The following is a 21313-nucleotide window of genomic DNA, read 5'->3' as shown; positions in this document are numbered from 1 at the left end:
GTGATAAACTTACCTGCGATCATGGATTTTATTTGTTGGGTATGAAACCGCGTCCAGGGTGGCGAGCGTCGCCTTCTCCTAGTCCCGGCCGCAAGTCGACCAATGACGATCGGCGAAACGCGGAGCGGTTTCCCCTGGAACTGTCGAGAATCACCAAGATGCCAAGAGTCGATCATGACGCTTTCTATCGCAGCGCGCTGGCGGTGCATGGCGAGACCGCCAAGGGTGTGCACTGGAATTCCACCGAGACCCAGGAGGTCCGGTTCAGAGTTCTGCGTGACCTGCTGCCGGATGATCTCTCCGGCCTGACGCTGGTGGACGCCGGTTGCGGATTCGGCGATTTCTATTGCTACCTGGAACGTCGCGGCGAGAGGCCGGGACGTTATCTCGGTCTGGATGCGATGGAACCCATGGTGGAAATCGCGCGCAGGCGCACCGGTTGCGAGATTCGGATTCTCGATGTCCTGAACGATTCGCTGCCGATAGCCGATTATTATCTCTGTAGCGGCGCCATGAACAACCTGACTCGCGAAGAGAGCGACCGGTTCATTCGCCATTGCTATGCCGCCAGCAAGACTGGATTCGTTTTCAATCTGCTGAAAGGCTGGAACACCTCGCCCATTTACAATTTCTACCTGCCACGCGAGATCAAGCGTCTTGGCCAGGAGCTCGAAGCCGATTGTCGGATCGAGGAAGGCTATCTGGCGGGCGATTTCACGACGGCTTTCATCAAGAAGCAGGCACGAGAATGCTAGATCCACGTTTATTGCGGACCGATCTCGACCGCGTCGCCGAGCAGTTGGCCCGGCGCGGCCTGATCCTGGACAAATCGCGTTTCGAGGCGTTGGAAGCGGAACGCAAGAGCTTGCAGATCGCGGTTCAGGAATTGCAAAACCAGCGCAACACCCGCTCCAAGACGATCGGTCAGGCCAAGGCGTCCGGGCAGGATATTCAACCCCTGTTGGCCGAGGTGTCCGACCTTGGCGAACGACTCAAGGCCGCCGATGCGCGTCTGAGCGAGATTCAGCAGGAGGTCGGCGCCATCAGCCTGGCTCTGCCCAATCTGCCCGACGCGAGCGTCCCCGACGGTCGGAACGAAGCGGACAACCGCGAGGAACGGCGTTGGGGCGAACCGCCGGTCTTCGACTTTGCTCCCAAGGATCATGTCGACCTGGGCGCGGTCAACGGCTGGATGGATTTCGATCTGGCGGCCAAGGTCACCGGCTCGCGTTTCGTGGTGCTCTCCGGCCCGCTGGCCCGGCTGCATCGGGCGCTGATCCAGTTCATGCTCGACACTCACACCGGCGAACACGGCTACACCGAGACCTACGTCCCCTATCTGGTCAATGCCGAGAGTCTCCAGGGCACGGGGCAGTTGCCCAAATTCGAGGCGGATCTGTTCAAGGTGCCGGGCGAGAAGACGCTCTATCTCATCCCCACCGCCGAGGTGCCGGTCACCAACCTGGCGCGCGACGTGATTTTCGAGGCCGCCGATCTGCCGCGCAAATGGGTCGCGCATACGCCCTGTTTTCGCAGCGAGGCGGGTTCCTACGGCAAGGACACGCGCGGCATGATCCGCCAGCATCAGTTCGAGAAGGTGGAACTGGTCCAGGTCACGCGCCCCGAGGAGTCGCTCCAGGCGCTCGAAGCGCTCACCGGCCATGCCGAAACCATCCTGCAACGGCTGGGACTGGCCTATCGGGTGGTGACGCTCTGCACCGGCGATCTGGGCTTCTCCGCGCGCAAGACCTACGACCTGGAAGTCTGGCTCCCCGGTCAGCAGACCTATCGCGAAATCTCCTCGTGCAGCAATTTCGGCGACTTCCAGGCACGCAGACTCCAGGCGCGCTGGCGCAATCCCGAAACCGGCAAGCCCGAGCTGGTCCACACCATCAATGGTTCTGGGCTGGCGGTCGGGCGTACCCTGGTCGCCGTGCTGGAGAACTATCAGCAGGCAGACGGCGGCATCGGCATTCCGGAAGCGCTGCGGCCCTACATGGGCGGTCTGGAGCGGCTCGGCGTCTAAGCCACGTCCATCCGGGATCGCCGAGTTGTACTCGACCTCTGACTCCGGCCCGTCGGGCGGGGAGCCGAGTGCAATTCGGCGATCCCAGGGTCATTCGGTGGGCAGTCCGGATTTGAGTTTGCCCCGCTCCCCGACTATCCTAGTCGATTCCATTTTTTGCATTGAGGTTGGGCCATGGGCGCCAAGACTCTCTACGACAAACTCTGGGACGAGCATGTCGTCCGCGTCGACGACAATGGCACGGCCCTGCTCTATATCGATCGTCAACTGGTCCACGAAGTCACCTCGCCCCAGGCGTTCGAGGGTTTGCGGCTGGCCGGCCGTCAACCCTGGCGCGTGTCGGCCAACCTGGCCGTGCCGGACCATAATGTTCCAACGACCGACCGCGAGCGCTCCGCCGGGATCGCCGATCCGGTGGCGCGTATTCAGGTCGCGGCGCTCGGCACCAATTGCGCGACCTTCGGAATCACCGAATTCGGCATGGGCGATCATCGTCAGGGCATCGTGCATGTGATCGGACCCGAACAGGGTTTCACGCTGCCGGGCAGTACCGTGGTCTGCGGCGATTCGCACACCTCCACGCACGGCGCCTTCGGCGCGCTGGCCTTCGGCATCGGCACCTCCGAGGTCGAGCATGTGCTGGCGACCCAATGTCTGATCCAGCGTCCGTCCCGGACCATGCTGATCCGCGTGAACGGTGCGCTCGGTCCGGGCGTGACCGCCAAGGACATCGTGCTGGCCATCATCGGCGAGATCGGCACTGCGGGCGGCACCGGCTACGTGATCGAGTTCGGCGGCGACGCCATTCGCGCGCTCTCGATGGAAGGGCGCATGACGGTCTGCAACATGACCATCGAGGCGGGTGCTCGCGCAGGACTGATCGCGGTCGACGAGAAGACCATCGAGTACATGCGCGGACGCCCTTACGCGCCGACCGGCGAGCTGTTCGAGCGCGCCGCCGCGCACTGGCGCTCCCTGGTCAGCGATGAGGGCGCCGCGTTCGACCGGGTGGTGGACCTGGACGCGGCCAGTATCCAGCCGCAGGTGACCTGGGGAACCTCGCCGGAAATGGTGCTGCCGATCGACGGTCGGGTGCCCGATCCGGACGCCGAGTCCGATCCGGTCAAGGCCGGCGGCATCCGTCGCGCGCTCGACTACATGGGCCTGACCGCCGGGATGCCGATCACCGACATCCGTCCCGACAAGGTCTTTATCGGCTCCTGCACCAATTCGCGGATCGAGGATCTGCGCGCCGCCGCCGAGGTCGCCCGAGGCCGCAAGGTCAGCGACCGCATCAAGCTGGCGCTGGTGGTGCCGGGCTCCGGTCTGGTGAAGGAACAGGCCGAGGCCGAGGGGCTCGACAAGATTTTCACCGCGGCCGGTTTCGAGTGGCGCGAGCCGGGTTGTTCCATGTGCCTGGCGATGAACGCCGACCGGCTTGAACCGGGCGAGCGCTGCGCTTCCACTTCCAACCGCAATTTCGAGGGGCGGCAAGGGCAGGGCGGACGGACCCATCTGGTGAGTCCGATCATGGCCGTGGCCGCCGCGGTGGCCGGTCATTTCGTCGATGTGAGGGCGCTGTAAATGGAACCGTTCAAGAATTTCACGGGCGTCGTCGCGCCGCTGGACCGGGCCAATGTGGACACCGACGCCATCATCCCGAAGCAGTTTCTGAAAAGCATCAAGCGGACCGGCTTCGGTCCCTATCTGTTCGACGAACTGCGCTATCTGGACCATGGCGAGCCGGAGATGGATTGCACCGATCGGCCCTTGAATCCGACGTTCGTGCTCAACGATCCACGTTACGGCCAGGCCGAGATCCTGCTGGCGCGCGAGAATTTCGGCTGCGGTTCCTCGCGCGAGCATGCGCCCTGGGCGCTGGCCGACTTCGGTTTCCGGGTCATTCTGGCGCCGAGCTTCGCCGACATCTTTTTCAATAACTGTTTCAAAAACGGCATTCTGCCCATTGTGCTGGACAGTAAGGTGGTGGACGGGCTGTTCGAGCAGGCAACGGGCGAGAGCCCGCTGCGGATCGCGGTCGATCTGCCCGCGCAGACCCTGACGCTGGACGACGCAACCTGCATTCCGTTCACGGTCGAGGCGGGCAGCAAACATTGCCTGATCGAGGGGCTCGACGATATCGGTCTGACCCTGAAGCAGGTCGATGCGATCCGCGCCTACGAGGAACGCCGTCGGAGCGAGGCGCCCTGGGTATTCATTGGCGCTTAAACCGCGTCCGGCATGGCATGCGATGTTTGTGTATTGGCGCAATGTTGCGTTCATCCACAAACGTTGTCGCTGACGCGGTTTAAATATTTTATTTTTATCATGTAAACCGCGTCTCACCGATTGTCTCTGATTGCCGTAAGGCCGGAATCACCTGCAACAACGCCTATCGCGCGGGACGCGGTTTACTTTGGAGAACCACTGTTGAGCAAGAACATTCTGGTCGTCGCGGGCGACGGCATCGGCCCGGAGATCGTCGCCGAGGCGATCAAGGTTTTGAACGTGCTGCAAGCCGAGGGCGCGATCGACGTGACCCTCCAGCATGCCCTGGTCGGCGGCGCGGCCTATGACGCGGTCGGCGATCCGCTGCCCGAGGAGACACTGAGTGCGGCCAAGGCATCCGATGCCGTGCTGCTCGGCGCCGTTGGCGGACCCAAGTGGGAGCCGCTGCATATCTCGAAGCGCCCGGAAAAAGGGTTGCTGGGTCTGCGCGCCGGACTCGGTCTGTTCGCCAATCTGCGTCCGGCCATCCTCTATCCGCAATTGGCGGATGCCTCGACCCTCAAGCCCGAGGTGGTCGCGGGGCTGGACATCATGATCGTGCGCGAACTGACCGGCGATATCTACTTCGGCCAGCCGCGCGGGGTCGAGACTTTGCCCTCCGGCGAGCGTCGCGGCATCAACACCATGGTTTACACCGAGTCCGAGGTCGAACGCATCTGCCGCGTCGCCTTCGACATCGCCATGAAGCGCGACAAGCGGGTCTGTTCGGTCGACAAGGCGAACGTGCTCGAATGCACCGAGATGTGGCGCGAGGTCGCGATCAAAACGGCGGCGGACTATCCCGAGATCGCCCTGACTCACATGTATGTCGACAACGCCGCCATGCAACTGGTGCGTGCGCCCAAGCAGTTCGACGTCATGGTGACCGGAAACATCTTCGGCGACATCCTGTCGGATTGCGCCTCGATGCTGACCGGCTCCATCGGCATGCTCCCATCGGCGTCGCTGAACGCGGCGGGACAGGGCATGTACGAGCCGATTCACGGCTCGGCGCCCGACATCGCCGGCCGGGGCGTGGCCAATCCGCTGGCGACCATCCTCTCGGTCGCCATGATGCTGCGCTATTCGCTCGGCGCGCCCGCGTCGGCGGAGCGGATCGAGTCCGCCGTGTCGCGGGTGCTCGACCAGGGATTGCGGACCCCCGATATCCTGTCGGCCGGGATGCGCCGGGTCGGCACGGTCGAGATGGGCGATGCGGTCGTCGCGGCGCTCTCCACGCCGGATTGATCGCCGCCTCCGGTGTCGCGATTCAAGCGGTTTTTCAGATTCTTGTTGACGGAGTGGACGGTTGATGAAGCGGGTCGGTTTTGTCGGTTGGCGTGGCATGGTGGGTTCGGTTCTGATGGACCGGATGCGCGAGGAAAATGACTTTGCGCGGATCGCGGAGCCGGTCTTTTTCACCACCTCCCAGGTTGGCCAGCCTGGTCCGGATGTCGGACGGGGCGCCGAGCCGCTGCTGGATGCGCAATCGCTGGACGCTCTGCGCGCCATGGACGCGATCGTCACCTGTCAGGGCGGCGACTACACCAAATCGATCCATCCCCAATTGCGCGCGAGCGGCTGGGGCGGTTACTGGGTGGATGCAGCCTCGACGCTGCGCATGGCGCCGGACGCCACCATCGTTCTGGATCCGGTCAACCGGCATGTCATCGACGCGGCGCTGGATGCCGAAAAACGCGACTTCATCGGCGGCAATTGCACCGTGAGCCTGATGCTGATGGCCCTCGGCGGGCTGTTCCGGGCGGGGCTGGTGGACTGGGTCAGCGCCATGACCTATCAGGCCGCCTCGGGCGCCGGAGCCAAGAACATGCGCGAACTGCTGGAACAGATGGGCGCGCTCAACGATGCCGTCAAGCCGCTGCTTCTGGATCCGGCCTCCGCGATCCTGGACATCGACCGGGGTGTGACCGAGACAATGCGGGGCGCGGGTTTCCCCACCGCCAATTTCGGCGCCCCGCTTGCGGGGAGCCTGATCCCCTGGATCGACACCCAACTGGACAATGGTCAGAGTCGCGAAGAGTGGAAAGGTCAGGCCGAGACGAACAAAATCCTGGGTCTGGAGTCGCAACCGCTCGCCATCGACGGCTTGTGCGTGCGCGTAGGCGCCATGCGCTGTCACAGTCAGGGGCTGACGATCAAGCTGACGCGCGATGTCCCGATGGCCGAGATCGAGCAATCGATCACGGACGCCAACGACTGGGTACGGCTGATCCCGAACGACCGCGAGCGCACCGTGCGGGAGTTGTCTCCGGCCGCCGTGACCGGCACCCTGACGATCCCGATCGGTCGTTTGCGTAAAATGAATCTGGGTAAAGACTACCTTTCGGCCTTCACGGTTGGCGACCAGTTGCTCTGGGGCGCTGCGGAGCCCTTGCGGCGGATGCTCGCCATCCTGCTCGATCGCTGAACCTTGCGCGACGAGGTTTGATGGTTCAGGCATGATGGGCGCGTTCGACCGCGTTGATGAGGAGCATGGGTTGGCAGTGAACCCTGTCTCATGGCACTAACGGCAGTCTGTGAAACGCGGTTTAAATCATTTATAACATTCGTATGGTAAAACAAAGGCGATCTCGCAAGCGGGCGCACAGGGCCAGGCTCTGACGTCCCGTTCGTTGCTCATGTCGTTGCGCGGTGCGCGAGGGTGAAGAATGTCTCGAAAGCTCATTCTAGCGTCGACCATGACCATGACCATGACCATGGTCTTGGCCGGCACCGACGCCTTCGCCCTTGGCTTGGGTGGTATCCAGACGCGATCGGTTCTGAATCAGCCCTTTTCCGGCGAAATCCAACTGAACGATGTCAAGCCTGATGAACTGGATGCCGTTAAAGTCTCGCTCGCTTCTCAGGAAGCCTTTTCCAAGGCCGGCATCGAGCGTTTCCACTATTTAACCAAACTTACCTTCCATCCCGAGGTGTCGTCTCAGGGGAAGTCCGTGATTCGCGTTGCAAGCCGGGAGCCGATCCGCGAGCCCTATCTGGATTTTCTGGTCGAGGTCTACTGGCCCACCGGTCAGTTGATCAAGGAATATACGGTGTTGCTGGATCCGCCTGTCCTGGCCAAGCGCCAGGCACCGCGCGTCGATAGTCCTGCGGCTAGTGGCGCCAAACCCGGTGCCGCGCGATCCGCCTCGGATGCGCAGCGTGTTGCTGCCTCGCCCTCGAACCATATTCCCGCCCCAGGCGACGGGTTTCCGGTCTATGTCGGACCCATCGAATCAGGCGCCGGTCTCTGGAGGCTCTCACTCAATCACGCCCCGGCTGGCGCCACCACGGCCCAGACGGCCCTGGCACTGCACCGGAATAATCAGGGCGCATTCATTCGGGGTAACATCAATCGCCTGATTGCCGGCAAGACGCTGATCATCCCTACCCGCGCGGAATTGTTCGCGCTCGATGCCGCTACCGCGGAACGCGAGTTTGCCGAGGCGTTGCGCGGGGGTGCGGTCCGTACCGCTCCGATCACCGAGATTCCCCCGGACGCGCTCTCTTCGCGCTTGAGAATCGCCGGGGCGACGTCTGGGGCGGTCGCGACTTCACCAGGCGCCGCGCGGATGCCGCCCGAGGGAGCGACCGCGACGTCTCCGGCTGCCGCGGGAAGCCCGCGGATGGAGCAGGATCTTTTACTGGCCTTGGAGAGCAGTGAAAGTACCCGTCAGGAAGCGCTGGAGTTAAGGAATCGAATTCAGGAACTGGAGACGCAACTCGCGAATATCCAGAATCTGCTGCAGCAGCGTAACGCCGAGTTCGAACGGATCAAAGGCGCGGGTGCCGCTCCCGGCGTCCTGAGCGGGGACAGGCTTCGGGATGTTCCGGCGACCTCGCCCGAGGATGTCGACGCCTTGGCGGACGCGGTGTCCGGCGAGTTGGCCGCGGATGCCGCCATGGCACCGCGAGAGGGCGATTCGGCTCTGATCGAACCGCCGTTGCCCGACGCCTCGCTCGCCGCCGCCGACAACGAAAACCCTGACGTTTCAGGCGCAAGCGATGCGGCAAACGATTCTTCCGCCACACCCGCGTTGATACCGATACCGACCCCTGCTCCGGTTGCGAGGGAGTCCGACCCGGCGATCGGTCAGGCGTCGCCAGTGCAAGCCGGATCGCCCGCGACGCCCATCGCGCCAGCCGGCAAGAACCAGGGGAGCGGGCCGAGTTCAGTTGATTCGTCCTCAAGCTGGCAGTCGCTATTGCTTCCCCTGGCCGGGTTTGGCGGTCTGGCTGCCCTTGGCATCCTGGCCTTTTCATGGGTGACGGCCAGACGGCGCCGTGAGGAAGGCGTTGAGCAGGAGTTGTATCTGGACACGCTCGATTTCTCGGATACCGAGGGGACGACAGGGTTCCCCGCAACGCGAGTATCCGCCGAGAAAGCCGCGTCCAATGCGTCCTCAAGGCAGGGGGTTGATCGGACCGCGCTCTCGGAGACGCCTCTGATTCCAGCCGATGAAGACATGGAAGAACCGGAAAGCCCCTTGGCGTTGATGTCATCCTTGAGCGATTTCGATGCCGAAACCGACGAGGCGGATGTGCTCTCGGAGGCGGATATCTACATCGCCTATGGGAGGCACAGCGAGGCGAAAGAGCTTCTTTTCAAGGAGTTGAAGCTTTCTCCAGATCGTCTGGACATCAAATTCAAGCTTGCCGAGGCCTATGCGGGCGCGCAGGATGCCCAGGGGCTGAAAGAGATCATGCAGTCGATCGAATCGGCCGGTGGCGCGCAAGCTCAGCCGGAACAGTGGAAACGGTTGCAGGAGTTTTCCGCTCAGGTTCAGTCCGGCGGGAACGATGGCTCGGGACTCGCCGCTCCCCCGGTCGAATTGGCCGCGCAGCCGCGGGGCGCCGATCGGGAATCCGTTCAAAAACCTGGCGATTCGGTGGCGGGTTCCCTGAACCTGAAGAAAGCGGAGTCACAGGACGATTCGCCGCTGAAATTCAGCGACGACACCTTGGCCGACATTCTGTCGGAGCCGGTCAGTCTTGGCGATTTGGTCTTTGAAGAGGATTCGCTGGATCTGGAGCTTCCGCCGCACGCCGGCGACCGCAAGGATGACCTGCATCAGGATCCGTTCGCGGATATCGCGCACGAGCCGATCGGCATCGACTCCGAATTGATGCTGACGCTGGATGAAACGCGTCTTGACTTGGCGGAAGAACTGGACTCCATGTTCGATTCCACACTGCTCGATGAGCCTGCGTTGGCACGCAACGAGCGTCTCGGGACGGGGCCATCCGCCGAGGATCTGTCTCATCTCCCGCCCTCGGACAGCCAGGATCGGTTCGATTCGGGTTTGACGTCGGAGCGGGAAAGCGTTCCCACCGAAGACCTTTCCTCGCAGTGGCAGATGGACTCGGGAATCTGGGACGAGACCGCTACCAAACTCGATCTGGCGCGCGCCTATGTCGAAATGGACGACGCCGAGGCGGCGCGCGAGATTCTTCAAGAGGTCATCGCCGAGGGGCGCGACGAACAGAAGACCGAGGCGCGTGCGCTGCTGGAGAAACTGGCTTGAGCCTTGACGGTATGACCCCTTGATCTCCGGTCGGATCGCACTGGGCGTCGAGTATGACGGCTCGGACTTTCGCGGCTGGCAGACCCAGCAGCCCGGAGTCCGTACTGTCCAGACCTGTCTGGAAGCCGCGCTCTCGCGGGTCGCCGATCATCCGGTGAGCGTCATCTGCGCTGGACGCACCGACGCTGGGGTGCATGCGCTCGAACAGGTGGTACATTTCGAGACCTGGGCACAGCGGCGCGAGCGCTCCTGGGTGCTGGGGGCCAATGTGAATCTGCCGCCCGATGTCGCCGTGCGCTGGGCGCATCCGGTCGAAGCGGATTTCCATGCGCGTTTCAGCGCCATGGCCCGGCATTACCGTTACCGCATCATGGTCCAGCGCGCCCGCTCGCCTCTGCGACGCGACCGCGCGGTCTGGGTACATGAACCGTTGGATCGTGCGCGGATGCAACTGGCCGCGGCGGCGCTGGTCGGCGAACATGATTTTTCGAGTTTCCGCGCCGTGGCCTGTCAGGCGAAGAGCCCGGTGCGTCGGATTCATTATCTGGAACTCTCCGAGCAGGACGACCTGCTGACGATCCGGGTCGGCGCCAATGGCTTTTTGCATCACATGGTGCGCAATATCGCTGGCGTGTTGATCGCCATCGGCCGGGGCGATGCACCGGTCGACTGGACGCGGGAATTGCTGGAGGTACGCGACCGCACCCTGGCCGGGGTGACGGCGCCGCCGCAGGGGCTCTATTTCGTGCGTGCCGATTATCCGTCCCGCTTTGATCTGCCTCAACTTGAAACCGCTTCACCACTGCCGGAATCGACCGCCGACTGATGCCGACCGACCCCATCGACTCCCAGCCCACCGATCCGGCTCCGGACCGCTCCTCGCGCATGGCCCGAACCCGGGTTAAGATCTGCGGCCTGACGCGCGAGAGCGATGTCGACGCGGCCGTGGCCGCGGGCGCCGATGCCGTTGGTTTCGTCTTTCATCCGCCGAGTCCGCGCGCCGTGACGCCCGAGCAGGCACGCCGTCTCTGCGAGCGCCTGCCGCCCTTCGTGAGCGCGGTCGGGCTCTTCGTCGATGCCGCGCCCGCGACGATTCGCGCGACCCTGGACCAGGTGCCGCTCGATCTGTTGCAGTTTCACGGCGACGAAGCGCCCGCGCACTGCGCGAGCTTTGGCCGTCGCTGGATCAAGGCGATCCGCATGCGTCCGGGGATCGACCCGATGGCCGAGCGGGCGCGGTTCGCGGGGGCTGCCGGACTCCTGCTCGATACCTTCGAGCCCGGACGGGCCGGGGGTACGGGACAGCGCTTCGACTGGGAACGCATCCCGCCCGAACTGGCCGCGTCCATCGTGCTGGCGGGCGGGCTGGATCCGTCGAATGTTGCCGAGGCCATCGAACGCGTGCGGCCCTATGGGGTCGATGTCAGCGGCGGTGTCGAATCCGCCCGGGGCATCAAGGATCACGCAAGGATTTTCGCATTTATGCAAGGGGTAAACGATGGCGACAAACGCCGATAATATCCGTGCATCGCGCACGGAGCCGGGTCGCGGGCCGGCCTACGATCTGCCGAACAGCCATGGTCATTTCGGACCCTATGGCGGGATGTTCGTCCCCGAGACGCTGATGCATCCGCTGGAGGAACTGCGCGCGGCCTATGCGGCCTGTCTCGCCGATCCGAATTTTCAGATCGAGATGGACGCTGACCTGCGCGACTATGTAGGTCGTCCGTCGCCGCTCTATCATGCCGAGCGCTGGAGCCGCGAGCTGGGCGGCGCCCAGATTTATCTGAAGCGCGAGGATCTCAATCACACCGGCGCGCACAAGGTTAACAACACCATCGGTCAGGCGTTGCTCGCGCGGCGCATGGGCAAGACCCGCATCATCGCCGAGACCGGCGCCGGTCAGCATGGCGTCGCGTCCGCGACCGTCGCCGCCCGTCTCGGGCTCGAATGCGTGGTCTATATGGGCGAGGTCGACATCGCGCGCCAGGAGGCCAACGTCTACCGGATGCGTCTGCTCGGCGCTCGCGTCGTGCCCGTCACCTCCGGCTCGCGGACCCTCAAGGACGCGCTCAACGAGGCGATGCGCGACTGGGTGACCAACGTCGACAACACCTTCTACATCATCGGCACCGTTGCCGGACCGCATCCCTATCCGATGATGGTCCGCGATTTCCAGGCGGTGATCGGCCGCGAGGCACGCGCCCAGATCCTGGAGCGCGCCGGGCGTCTGCCGGATGCGCTGGTCGCCTGCGTGGGCGGCGGATCCAACGCCATCGGGCTGTTTTATCCCTTCATCGAGGATCGCGAGGTCGCGATTTACGGCATCGAGGCGGCGGGCGAGGGGATCGCGACCGGTCATCATGCCGCGCCGCTGAACGCCGGTCGGCCCGGCGTGCTGCACGGCAACCGCACCTATCTGATGGAAGACGCGAACGGCCAGATCATCGAGACCCACTCCATCTCGGCCGGGCTCGATTATCCGGGCGTCGGTCCCGAACACGCCTGGCTGAAAGACAGCGGACGCGCCCAGTACGATGCGGTCACCGATGACGAGGCGCTGGCCGCCTTCCACCATCTGACCCGCACCGAGGGCATCATCCCCGCGCTGGAGTCCAGTCACGCGCTGGCCTACGCGCACAAACTCGCGCCGACCCTGCGCCAGGATCAGATCATCCTGGTCAATCTGTCCGGCCGCGGAGACAAGGACATGCACACGGTCGCACTGCACGACGGGTTGGTTCTATGAGTCGGATTGCGCAACGTTTCGAGCAACTGCGCGGGCGGGGACGCACCGCGCTCATCCCCTTCGTCACCGCCGGCGATCCCGCGCCCGAGGTCACCGTCCCACTGATGCACGCGATGGTCGCGGCGGGCGCGGATCTCGTCGAACTGGGCGTGCCGTTTTCCGACCCCATGGCCGATGGTCCGGTGATCCAGCGGGCGACCGAGCGGGCGCTTGCGAAGGGCGTCTCGCTGACGCATGTGCTCGGGATGGTCCGGGAATTCCGTGAGCGGGATACCGAAACTCCAGTCGTCCTCATGGGCTATCTGAACCCCATCGAGGTCATGGGCTACGACGCCTTCTCGCGCCAGGCCCAAGCGGCGGGCGTGGATGGCGCGCTGATTGTCGACCTGCCGCCGGAGGAGGGGCACGATCTGATCGAGACCATGAAATCGCATGGCCTGGATCTGGTCTATCTGCTCGCCCCGACCTCCACCGAATCGCGCATCGCGCGGATCGGCGGCGTCGCCTCCGGCTTCGTCTACTATGTCTCGGTCAAAGGCGTGACCGGTGCCGGTCATCTGGATACCGAGGCTGTCGCCGGACAGGTGCGTCTGATCAAATCCCTGATCCCGCTGCCCGTGGGGGTCGGATTCGGGATCAAGGATCCGGAGACCGCCGCCAGCGTGGCGCGGGGCGCGGATGCGGTGATCGTCGGCAGCGCCATCGTCAGCCGCATCGAGACGCTGGCCGAGACCCCGGAGCGCATTCCCGAGACCATCGCCGACTTTCTGGCCGGACTGCGCAACGCGATCGACGCCGTTGACGCCTCGCCCGAACCACGGACCGCGGAGTAAACCACATGACCGAACCGGAAGCCGGCGCCGCCCTGAAACAGGCGATGGACAAGAGCAAGAGTTGGTTCGAGAAACTGATCCCGAGCCGCATCCGCATCGAGGCCAGCACCAAGCGGGCGGTGCCGGAAGGCGTTTGGGCCAAGTGTCCAGGATGTCACGCGATCCTTTATCGCGCCGAATTGGAACGCAATCTGGAAGTCTGCCCCAAGTGCAACCACCACAACCGGATCGGCGCGCGCCGGCGTCTGGATGCCTTTCTCGATCCCGAGGGGCGCGAGGAAATCGGCGGCGATCTGGAATCGCTGGATCCGCTCAAGTTCAAGGATCTGAAGAAATACAAGGATCGTCTTGTCCAAGCGCAGAAGCAGTCTTCCGAAAAGGATGCAATGGTGGTCATGCGCGGCCGGCTCAAGGACACGCCCATCGTCGCGTCCGCCTTCGAGTTCAGTTTCATGGGCGGTTCCATGGGCTCGGTGGTGGGTGAGCGTTTCGTGCGTGGGGTCGATGCGGCGCTGGAGATGAACGCGCCCTATGTCTGTTTCTCCGCCAGCGGCGGCGCGCGGATGCAGGAGAGCCTTTTCTCGTTGATGCAGATGGCCAAGACCAGCGCGGCGCTCGGGCGGATGCGCGAGCACGCGCTGCCCTTCGTCTCGGTGATGACCGATCCCACCATGGGCGGCGTCTCCGCCAGTCTGGCGATGCTCGGCGATCTGAATCTCGCCGAGCCGGGCGCGCTGATCGGCTTCGCCGGCCCGCGCGTCATCGAACAGACCGTGCATGAAAAGCTGCCGGAGGGTTTTCAGCGCAGCGAGTTTCTGATGGAAAAGGGCGCCCTGGACATGATTCTGGACCGTCGCGACCTGCGCGAACGGATCGCCGATCTGCTGGCGATTCTGGCCCATCGTCCCCGCTATTGCCGCACGGTGGTTCCGGTCTGACATGACCCGCCGGTTCGAGACCCTTGACGACTGGCTTGACTGGCAGGCGAGTCTGCATCCAAAGACCATCGAACTGGGTCTGGCGCGAGTCGCGGCGGTTTGGAAGCGACTCGGTCCCACACCGCCGCCCTTTCCGGTCATCACGGTAGGGGGAACCAACGGCAAGGGTTCCTGCGTGGCGATGATCGAATCCATGGCCGAGGCGGCGGGTTATCGATGCGCCTGCTATACCTCGCCGCATTTGCTGCGCTATAACGAGCGTGTGCGAATCGCCGGCGAACCCGTTTCCGATGAGTCGCTGTGCGATGCCTTCGCGCGTGTTGACCGGGCGCGCGGCGACACGACGCTGACGTACTTCGAGTTCGGCACCCTGGCGGCGCTCGATCTCTTCGTGCGTTATGGTCCGGATCTGGCCGTGCTGGAAGTCGGGCTTGGCGGGCGTCTCGACGCGGTCAATCTGCTTGATGCCGATGTCTCGGTAGTCACCTCGATCGGGCGCGACCATACCGCCTGGCTGGGCGAGACGCTGGACGCGATCGCCGTCGAAAAGGCCGGGATCTTTCGCGCCGGTCGCCCGGCCGTCATGGGTCAGCGGGACGCCCCCGTGCGTCTGCGCGAGGAAGCGGTTCGACTGGCTGCCGCGCCCTTGCAACTCGGGCGCGAAATCGATCATGAAACCGCGGATAACGGATGGATCTGGAAGGGCGCTGGAGGCGAACGGCTGGCCTTGCCGTTACCGACCCTGCGCGGCGCCTTTCAACTGAATAATGCCGCGGCGGCCATCGCCGCGCTCGCCTGTCTGCGCGAACGTCTGCCGGTGCCCGTCAACGCGCTACGCGCCGGGTTGCAGCGTGCCCGGCTTGCCGGACGGTTTCAGGTGATTCCGGGGGCGCCGACCTGGATTCTCGACGTGGCCCACAATGGCGCGGCGGCGCAGGCCCTGGCCACGAACCTGCGGGCCTTCGCGTGTCCCGGCCAGTTGCGCGCCGTGCTGGCGGTTCTGTCCGACAAGGAACCGGAAGCCATCGCGAAACCCTTGCTGCCCTTTGTCGCGCAGTGGTTCCTGACGCAAAGCGACGATCCGCGCGCGATGCCCGCCGACCGTCTTGCGGCGAGACTCGATACGGTACTGGGCGCGTCGTCGGGGGGATGCTTCGCGGAGACGGAACACGCGCTGGATGCGGCCCTGTCTGCTTCCGATCCTGGCGATTGCCTGCTGGTGGTCGGTTCTTTTACGACGGTCAGTCAGGCGCTCAGGCGATTTCGAGGCGGGAATAGAGACGAGAGGTAGTCACCATCCCCCGGCGGAGCCGGGGGATTACCTTTGGGGGTTAAGGTGATGTCCGTGAAAGATCTTGCCCGTGGGAGCCCGCTTGCGAGCGACGTAACCCGCAAAGACACCTACCGTGCGCGCATCTGTCGCCCGCAAGCGGGCTCCTACGGGTTTGACGCTTGGTAAGGACATTGCTGGCATTCGCCTAAGGCGATACGACCGATGGCAATCAATTCACGAAGGACTTCGCATGACGACGCTCATTGAAAAAGGGCTCGAAAAAGGTCTGATCGCCTTTGACACAGAACAAAAGAACATCACCTATATCATTCAGAACAAGCGGTTTCGTTTCACTGACTCGGAAGAGAAGGTTCGAGCGCATGCCTATCTCTCGCTCGTCTTTGACTACGGCTATACCCCCGAGCAGATCGATATCGAGGTCGCGGTCGAGCACCGCGTACCCAACATCTTTTCGGACATCGTGGTCTATGCCGATCGGTCGCTGAAGAAACCGCTGATCGTCGTCGAATGCAAGCGGGAGGAAGCCAGTCAGGGCGAACTGGATCAAGGTATTGAGCAGGGTTTCGGGTACGCCAATTCGATGGATGCGGATTTCGTCTGGATGACCTCCGGCATTCGCAACGACTATTTCCGTCGCGACCGCGTCGCGCCCAGGGAACGCATCGCCAACCGTCTGGCCGATCTGCCCAAGGCCGGACAACGCGAAGTCTCCCGCGCCAAGTTCACCAAGGGCGGCGTCAATGGCTTCGAGCTGCGCACCGTCGAAGAGAACGAACTCACCCGCATCTTCAAACAGGCCCACGATGCCCTCTGGGCAGGCGGCAAACGCAACCCGGCGGAAGCCTTCGACGAACTCGACAAGCTGATCTTTTGTAAGATTTGGGACGAGCGCATGCCGCGCAAGAAAGGTGAGCCCTACGACTTCCAGGTCTTCAGCGACGACAAGGGGGATGCCCTCAAGCGGCGCACCCAGGGCCTGTACCAGAATGGCCGCGCCAAAGATCCGGAAGTCTTCCGGGAGGACATCCGCCTGTCCAACGCCGAGTTGCAAACCGTGGTCGGCTATCTTGCCGGAATCAATCTGCAAGCCACCGACCTCGACAGCAAGGGACGCGCCTTCGAGACCTTCATGACCGGTTTTTTCCGGGGTGAGTTCGGCCAGTATTTCAGCCCGCGCAAAATCGTTCAGTTCATCGTCGATGCCCTGCCCATCACCAATGAAAGCGTGGTGCTGGATACCTCATGCGGCAGCGGGGGGTTTCTCCTGCATGCCCTGGATAAGGTGCGCAAGCAGGCGGACGACTATCACGATCCAGACACGCGAGAACACTGGCAATACTGGCACGACTTCGCCGAGTGCAACCTGTTCGGGATCGAAATTTCCGAAGGCATCGCCCGCACCGCCAAGATGAACATGATCATCCACGACGACGGACACACCAATGTCATCGCCTTCGATGGCCTGGAGTCCATCGAGAAGATGCCGGCCAAGACCAACAAGCGGCGCGGATTCCAGCGCGACGGCTTCGATTTCATCATCACCAATCCCCCCTTCGGCTCCAAGATCAAATTCGCCGAAAAGCGCTACCTGGAGAACTACCGGCTCGGCAAGAAGGGCGTGGACTGGATCGATGCCAAGATCAACAACGTCAACCTGCTACGCGAAATCACCCGCGACCAGCAGACCACCGAGGTGCTGTTCATCGAGCAATGCCACCGCTTTCTTAAGCCCGGCGGCTATCTGGCCATGGTCATCCCCGACAGCATCCTTACCAACAGCAGCATGCAATACGTGCGCGACTGGATCGAGGAACATTGGCGCATCGTCGCCGTGGTCTCGCTGCCTCAATTCGCCTTTGCCGCCAATGGGGCGGGGGTGAAAAGCTCGGTGCTCTTCCTGAAGAAATACGCTGCCGCCACCACGGCGGCCATCCAGTCCATCAAGACCAAGGCCCAGGACGATCTCTTCGCCCAGGATGCCTTGGGCGTCGCGCTGGAGGCGCTGATCGAGGAAAAGAAGAGCACCATCAAGCGCGGCGAAGCGATCATCCAGACCATCGAAAACGAGCTGGTTGCCAGGCTCGATGCACTGACGGCACAAGGAACTCTAACGGCGGCGATCAAGCGCGAACTCAAGGCCGAGGCCAAGGCCGCCAGCGTCGCCCATAAGGAAACCGACGCCTACAAGGACTGGCTGCAAGCCACCAGCGACGATTTCAACGAGCGCATTGAGAACCTGCGCGAGACCCTGGAGGATGATTTTCTCGCCAAGGTCAAGTCCCAGCTCGACGACTACCCGATCTTCATGGCGATTGCCGAGGATATCGGCTATGACGCGACCGGGCGCCCGACCGCTACCAACGAACTGGAAACTGTCGCCAGAGAACTGGCGCGGTTTGTGGAACACATCGAAAAAGGGGATACGCGCCCTTTTGTCTGACCCCCGGTCTCGACGAAGAAAAGTATTTCGTCGTGCACTGGGGGTTAACAAAAGGAAAATATGCTCCGCGCCTTTATTCACCGAGCGTCCTCACTTTTACTGAGAAACTTTGGCGGATGGATGGGGCAACAAAAATGCGCGAAGTCATACTGGAAGGCGCCTACGGAGTTTTACCGCCAGGCGATAGTTACGACGATTCATTACCAATTACCTTTCTTCGCGCAACCGAGATGATGCCCAACCTGAGAGTTGATCTTTCATCGTGCCATCGTGTCGCTCGGGAATATTTTAATCCTAAAGCCAGAATCAATATCGGGAATGTTTTACTTGCCGTAAAAGGTGCGACGATCGCATCGAATAAATGTGTAGCCGTTATTGAAGATGAGCCGGGCGAAGCGGTAATCAATGGCTCAATCTTCAGAATAAAATTTAAAAGTGCAGTGAATCCAAAATTTGCCGCAGTTGCACTAGATACTCCTTTGATGAAAAGGCAAATGCGGCTGGGTTTGGTTGCCAACAATGGTGTGGACTACCTCGACAAGACACTGATACATAGTCTTGTGTTTCCGGCGTCACCCCCCGAGGTGCAGCAACAGATCGTTTTAATTTACGAGGATGCGACCGCTGCATATAGAGCAGCACATGCCGATGCAGAGCAGATGTTCGAGGGCATTGATGACTACCTCCTCGCCGAACTCGGCATTACCCTGCCGCCAGAACCGGAAAACACCATCGCCAACCGCATCTTTACCGCCCAGCGGCGAGAGTTGGCAGGGTGGCGGTTTGATCCGCTCTTTCACTCTTTCAAACTTTGGCACGCAATCGAGAATGCCAACACCCCTCACAAGAAACTCGGCCATTGCTGCCACTACGTGAGAACCGGATTTGCCGCCGGTGGTGAAATGCAGCTTTTCGACGATGATGGTGTGATTCAACTTCGGCCAACCAATATCGACGCGGACCGAGAACTGATCTTTGACAGGAATATTTATCTCGACAGAGCATTACTGACCGAGAGAATTGCGGATGTCGTTCAAACTGGTGAAGTTCTATTCAACAACACTAACAGCCAGGAACTCGTTGGAAAAACGGTCTACCTGGATATCGACGGGCAACCGTTTTTCTGCTCGAATCACATCACAAGGATCGGCGTCATTGAGCGCGAGTTGAATGCGGAATATCTGACTGCCGTGCTCAATGCATATCAACGGCTTAAGGTGTTTTTTAGTCTATGCACCAACTGGAACAATCAGTCTGGCGTGAATGTCGACCTGCTCCGTCAACTCCCGATCCCTATTCCTGATTTGGTTAAACAGACGGCGATTGCTGGCCATATCAGAGAAATCCGTAACGAGGCAAAACGGTTACGCCAGCAAGCCGAAACCGAACTTGAGATCGCCAAGCGCCGGATCGAGGCCATGTTATTGAGAGAAACGGCGTGAGCACGACCTTTCGCGGTGTCCTTGCTGAATCCCTGGGCGGTTTTCTGGTGGTGCGGGGCTTTGCCCGGCTCAGCGAGTTGTCCAGACATTCCTTCGCCGACGACTACCAACGCGACATCAAGCCGGATCATCGGGCCGCGATCCAACGCTTCTACGAGCGCGGCGAATACCTCTTCTTTCCCGAGGTGGTGCTGTCGCTGGAACTTTTGGCCGATTACGAGCGGTCCGGAGCACCGATCGATGATCCTGTGAAGCTGCTTTTGCAAGGCTTGGGTTTCAAGTCCAACGTCAATGGCGTCGGCCTCAAGCCTACCCGCACAAGGACCGCGACCGACCTGACGCGGGTCAACCTCACGATTCCCGACGAGGTCGGTATGGTGCTCAAGCGCATCGACGGCAACCACCGCATCAGCGCCTTTGAGTCGATGGGCGACAAGGAACCTCTGGACCGCAACCCAGTTTCGTTCTGTATCGTCCTGCTGCCCCAAGGTCAGGCCCGGCAAAGCGAGAAGGCGCTGTTCTACAACATCAACAGCAAGGCACTGCCCTTGACATCGGAAGAGGTTTACAAAGGCATCATCGAGGACGAGGCGGGCTTTCCGGACGATGTGCTGGACAAGGATTTCGGTCCTGAGTTTGTGCTGTGCCGAGAGATCCGCAAGACCCTCAACTTCGACTATCTGCCCCATCTGCGTGGTGTGTTTGGTCAGCACGCGGGACAGGACGACGCCCGATGCTCGGTGCTGGTGAAGTCATTGCGCGACTTGCAGCGCGAGCGGGAACGGTTGCAGGATGCCACCCCGCCCCCCGATCGCGTCCAGTTGCTGCAAGCGATTCAGACGGTTCACGCCAGCTATGCGGACGAGCGCCTGGCGCGTAGCACATCCAGGGGGCTGTTCTCGGCGTTCCTGTTCTTTGCCCTCCAAGGTGGTCCACGCTACCGGCTGTTGGAAAACTGGGTGCTCAAGAACCACCAATACGAACTGCAAACCATCAACGCCTCGGACCTGATCCGCATCTTCGAGAAGGTCGCCGAATCGCGCCGGCGGCAAATCTTCGTGTCCATGCAGTTCAAGATTCCGGGCCAGAATGGCCAACTGCTCGATAACCCTAACTGGAAGGCAATCGAGTCCGCTATCGCGGAATTGAATCAGGAACACCAGTGCGATTTGAAACTCAAGCCTATCCGCGTCGATGAATTTGACAAGGGTTTTTCCTATCCGATCAGCGGTGAGATTTTTCAGTTGATCGAGGAATCGGGCTATCTGATCGCCGACCTGACGGCTGGAAACAAGAATGTTTATCACGAAATCGGGCTTTTGATGGGCTTGAATCAAGCGCGCCTCAAAACGCACGACAACTTTCTGCTCCTGCACAATGACAGTATCGGGGATGTCAGCAAGGATTTCGGTTTCAATCTCGCCGACTTCAAACAGCTTCGCCTGACCGACACCCACAGCATTTGCAGCGAGGTTAAGCGACAGGTGTCCATCTATTATGGATTCATCGCGGGCTGATCGCAGGTGACGCGACCCATCCAATCAGAGGGCAGTGCGCCGGAGTTCGGTCGCTTCACCATCTACGTTGACGAAAGCGGCGATCACGGCCTGGAGCGCATCAATCCCGAGTATCCGCTGTTCGTGCTGGCCTTTTGCCTGACGGCCAAGGAGGACTATCGGACGGCCATCGTCCCCGAGATCGCGGCTTCAAGCCAGGTAGCCAGGGTACGCATCGCGTACCTTTTCCCTACTGGGCCTGAACCCACTCAAACAGCGCCGCCGAGGGATAGAATTGGTCA

General features: G+C 61.9%; 16 protein-coding genes and 1 pseudogene. All 17 read left to right on the top strand.

Annotated elements, in window-relative coordinates:
• The first annotated feature begins 158 nt into the window (after positions 1-158).
• Positions 159-755, top strand: a complete 597-nt coding sequence (locus THIVI_RS04520) for a class I SAM-dependent methyltransferase (RefSeq protein WP_014777449.1) — start codon at positions 159-161, stop codon at positions 753-755.
• The gene (gene serS / locus THIVI_RS04515) at positions 749-2026 is read left to right on the top strand and encodes a serine--tRNA ligase (RefSeq protein ID WP_014777448.1); all 1278 of its coding nucleotides are present in this window, start codon (positions 749-751) and stop codon (positions 2024-2026) included. The genes THIVI_RS04520 and serS overlap by 7 nt, the downstream gene beginning before the upstream one ends.
• Positions 2027-2200: 174 nt before the next feature.
• A complete protein-coding gene (gene leuC, locus THIVI_RS04510; protein WP_014777447.1) occupies positions 2201-3610 on the top strand; it encodes a 3-isopropylmalate dehydratase large subunit in 1410 nt (469 codons plus the stop codon).
• Positions 3611-4255 carry a 3-isopropylmalate dehydratase small subunit gene (leuD, locus tag THIVI_RS04505; protein ID WP_014777446.1) on the top strand — a complete coding sequence of 215 codons (645 nt, stop codon included), beginning with the start codon at positions 3611-3613 and terminating at the stop codon, positions 4253-4255.
• 201 nt (positions 4256-4456) lie between these two features.
• Complete coding sequence (leuB, locus tag THIVI_RS04500) at positions 4457-5542, top strand: 3-isopropylmalate dehydrogenase (RefSeq protein WP_014777445.1); 1086 nt, start codon at positions 4457-4459, stop codon at positions 5540-5542.
• Positions 5543-5606: 64 nt separating this feature from the next.
• Positions 5607-6722: an aspartate-semialdehyde dehydrogenase gene (gene asd, locus THIVI_RS04495; protein WP_014777444.1), complete on the top strand. Its 1116-nt coding sequence runs from the start codon at positions 5607-5609 to the stop codon at positions 6720-6722.
• A gap of 241 nt (positions 6723-6963) precedes the next feature.
• Complete coding sequence (locus tag THIVI_RS04490) at positions 6964-9819, top strand: motility hub landmark protein FimV (protein ID WP_014777443.1); 2856 nt, start codon at positions 6964-6966, stop codon at positions 9817-9819.
• A 19-nt stretch (positions 9820-9838) separates the two neighbouring features.
• Entirely contained in the window at positions 9839-10645 is an 807-nt protein-coding gene (truA, locus tag THIVI_RS04485; RefSeq protein WP_014777442.1) for a tRNA pseudouridine(38-40) synthase TruA, read from the top strand.
• Between the two features lie 59 nt (positions 10646-10704).
• A complete protein-coding gene (locus THIVI_RS04480; RefSeq protein ID WP_041447293.1) occupies positions 10705-11337 on the top strand; it encodes a phosphoribosylanthranilate isomerase in 633 nt (210 codons plus the stop codon).
• Positions 11318-12568, top strand: a complete 1251-nt coding sequence (trpB, locus tag THIVI_RS04475; RefSeq protein WP_014777440.1) for a tryptophan synthase subunit beta — start codon at positions 11318-11320, stop codon at positions 12566-12568. Before THIVI_RS04480 ends, trpB begins: the two co-directional genes overlap by 20 nt.
• Positions 12565-13401: a tryptophan synthase subunit alpha gene (trpA, locus tag THIVI_RS04470; RefSeq protein ID WP_014777439.1), complete on the top strand. Its 837-nt coding sequence runs from the start codon at positions 12565-12567 to the stop codon at positions 13399-13401. The genes trpB and trpA overlap by 4 nt, the downstream gene beginning before the upstream one ends.
• 5 nt (positions 13402-13406) lie before the next feature.
• Positions 13407-14339 carry an acetyl-CoA carboxylase, carboxyltransferase subunit beta gene (gene accD, locus THIVI_RS04465; RefSeq protein WP_014777438.1) on the top strand — a complete coding sequence of 311 codons (933 nt, stop codon included), beginning with the start codon at positions 13407-13409 and terminating at the stop codon, positions 14337-14339.
• Position 14340: 1 nt separating this feature from the next.
• Positions 14341-15630 carry a bifunctional tetrahydrofolate synthase/dihydrofolate synthase gene (folC, locus tag THIVI_RS04460; RefSeq protein WP_014777437.1) on the top strand — a complete coding sequence of 430 codons (1290 nt, stop codon included), beginning with the start codon at positions 14341-14343 and terminating at the stop codon, positions 15628-15630.
• Positions 15631-15862: 232 nt separating this feature from the next.
• Positions 15863-18073 (top strand): type I restriction-modification system subunit M, encoded by a 2211-nt coding sequence (locus THIVI_RS04455; protein ID WP_014777436.1) that lies wholly within the window; start codon positions 15863-15865, stop codon positions 18071-18073.
• Between the two features lie 32 nt (positions 18074-18105).
• The gene (locus tag THIVI_RS04450) at positions 18106-19515 is read left to right on the top strand and encodes a restriction endonuclease subunit S (protein ID WP_157174363.1); all 1410 of its coding nucleotides are present in this window, start codon (positions 18106-18108) and stop codon (positions 19513-19515) included.
• A gap of 188 nt (positions 19516-19703) precedes the next feature.
• Positions 19704-21032 carry a ParB N-terminal domain-containing protein gene (locus THIVI_RS04445; protein ID WP_157174362.1) on the top strand — a complete coding sequence of 443 codons (1329 nt, stop codon included), beginning with the start codon at positions 19704-19706 and terminating at the stop codon, positions 21030-21032.
• Between the two features lie 6 nt (positions 21033-21038).
• Positions 21039-21206 (top strand): annotated as a pseudogene (locus THIVI_RS26135) (DUF3800 domain-containing protein); the annotation flags it as partial.
• Between the last annotated feature and the right edge of the window lie 107 nt (positions 21207-21313).

Source organism: Thiocystis violascens DSM 198, from assembly GCF_000227745.2.
Classification (GTDB): Bacteria; Pseudomonadota; Gammaproteobacteria; order Chromatiales; family Chromatiaceae; genus Chromatium; species Chromatium violascens.
This window is presented reverse-complemented; position numbering and strand designations above follow the sequence as displayed.

Excerpts from the sequence above, each read along its gene's own strand:
- leuC (WP_014777447.1), top strand. The coding sequence starts at position 2,201 with ATGGGCGCCAAGACTCTCTACGACAAACTCTGGGACGAGCATGTCGTC.
- trpB (WP_014777440.1), top strand. The coding sequence starts at position 11,318 with ATGGCGACAAACGCCGATAATATCCGTGCATCGCGCACGGAGCCGGGT.
- accD (WP_014777438.1), top strand. The coding sequence starts at position 13,407 with ATGACCGAACCGGAAGCCGGCGCCGCCCTGAAACAGGCGATGGACAAG.
- THIVI_RS04520 (WP_014777449.1), top strand. The coding sequence starts at position 159 with ATGCCAAGAGTCGATCATGACGCTTTCTATCGCAGCGCGCTGGCGGTG.
- THIVI_RS04490 (WP_014777443.1), top strand. The coding sequence starts at position 6,964 with ATGTCTCGAAAGCTCATTCTAGCGTCGACCATGACCATGACCATGACC.
- serS (WP_014777448.1), top strand. The coding sequence starts at position 749 with ATGCTAGATCCACGTTTATTGCGGACCGATCTCGACCGCGTCGCCGAG.
- folC (WP_014777437.1), top strand. The coding sequence starts at position 14,341 with ATGACCCGCCGGTTCGAGACCCTTGACGACTGGCTTGACTGGCAGGCG.
- THIVI_RS04455 (WP_014777436.1), top strand. The coding sequence starts at position 15,863 with ATGACGACGCTCATTGAAAAAGGGCTCGAAAAAGGTCTGATCGCCTTT.
- trpA (WP_014777439.1), top strand. The coding sequence starts at position 12,565 with ATGAGTCGGATTGCGCAACGTTTCGAGCAACTGCGCGGGCGGGGACGC.
- THIVI_RS04480 (WP_041447293.1), top strand. The coding sequence starts at position 10,705 with ATGGCCCGAACCCGGGTTAAGATCTGCGGCCTGACGCGCGAGAGCGAT.
- asd (WP_014777444.1), top strand. The coding sequence starts at position 5,607 with ATGAAGCGGGTCGGTTTTGTCGGTTGGCGTGGCATGGTGGGTTCGGTT.
- leuD (WP_014777446.1), top strand. The coding sequence starts at position 3,611 with ATGGAACCGTTCAAGAATTTCACGGGCGTCGTCGCGCCGCTGGACCGG.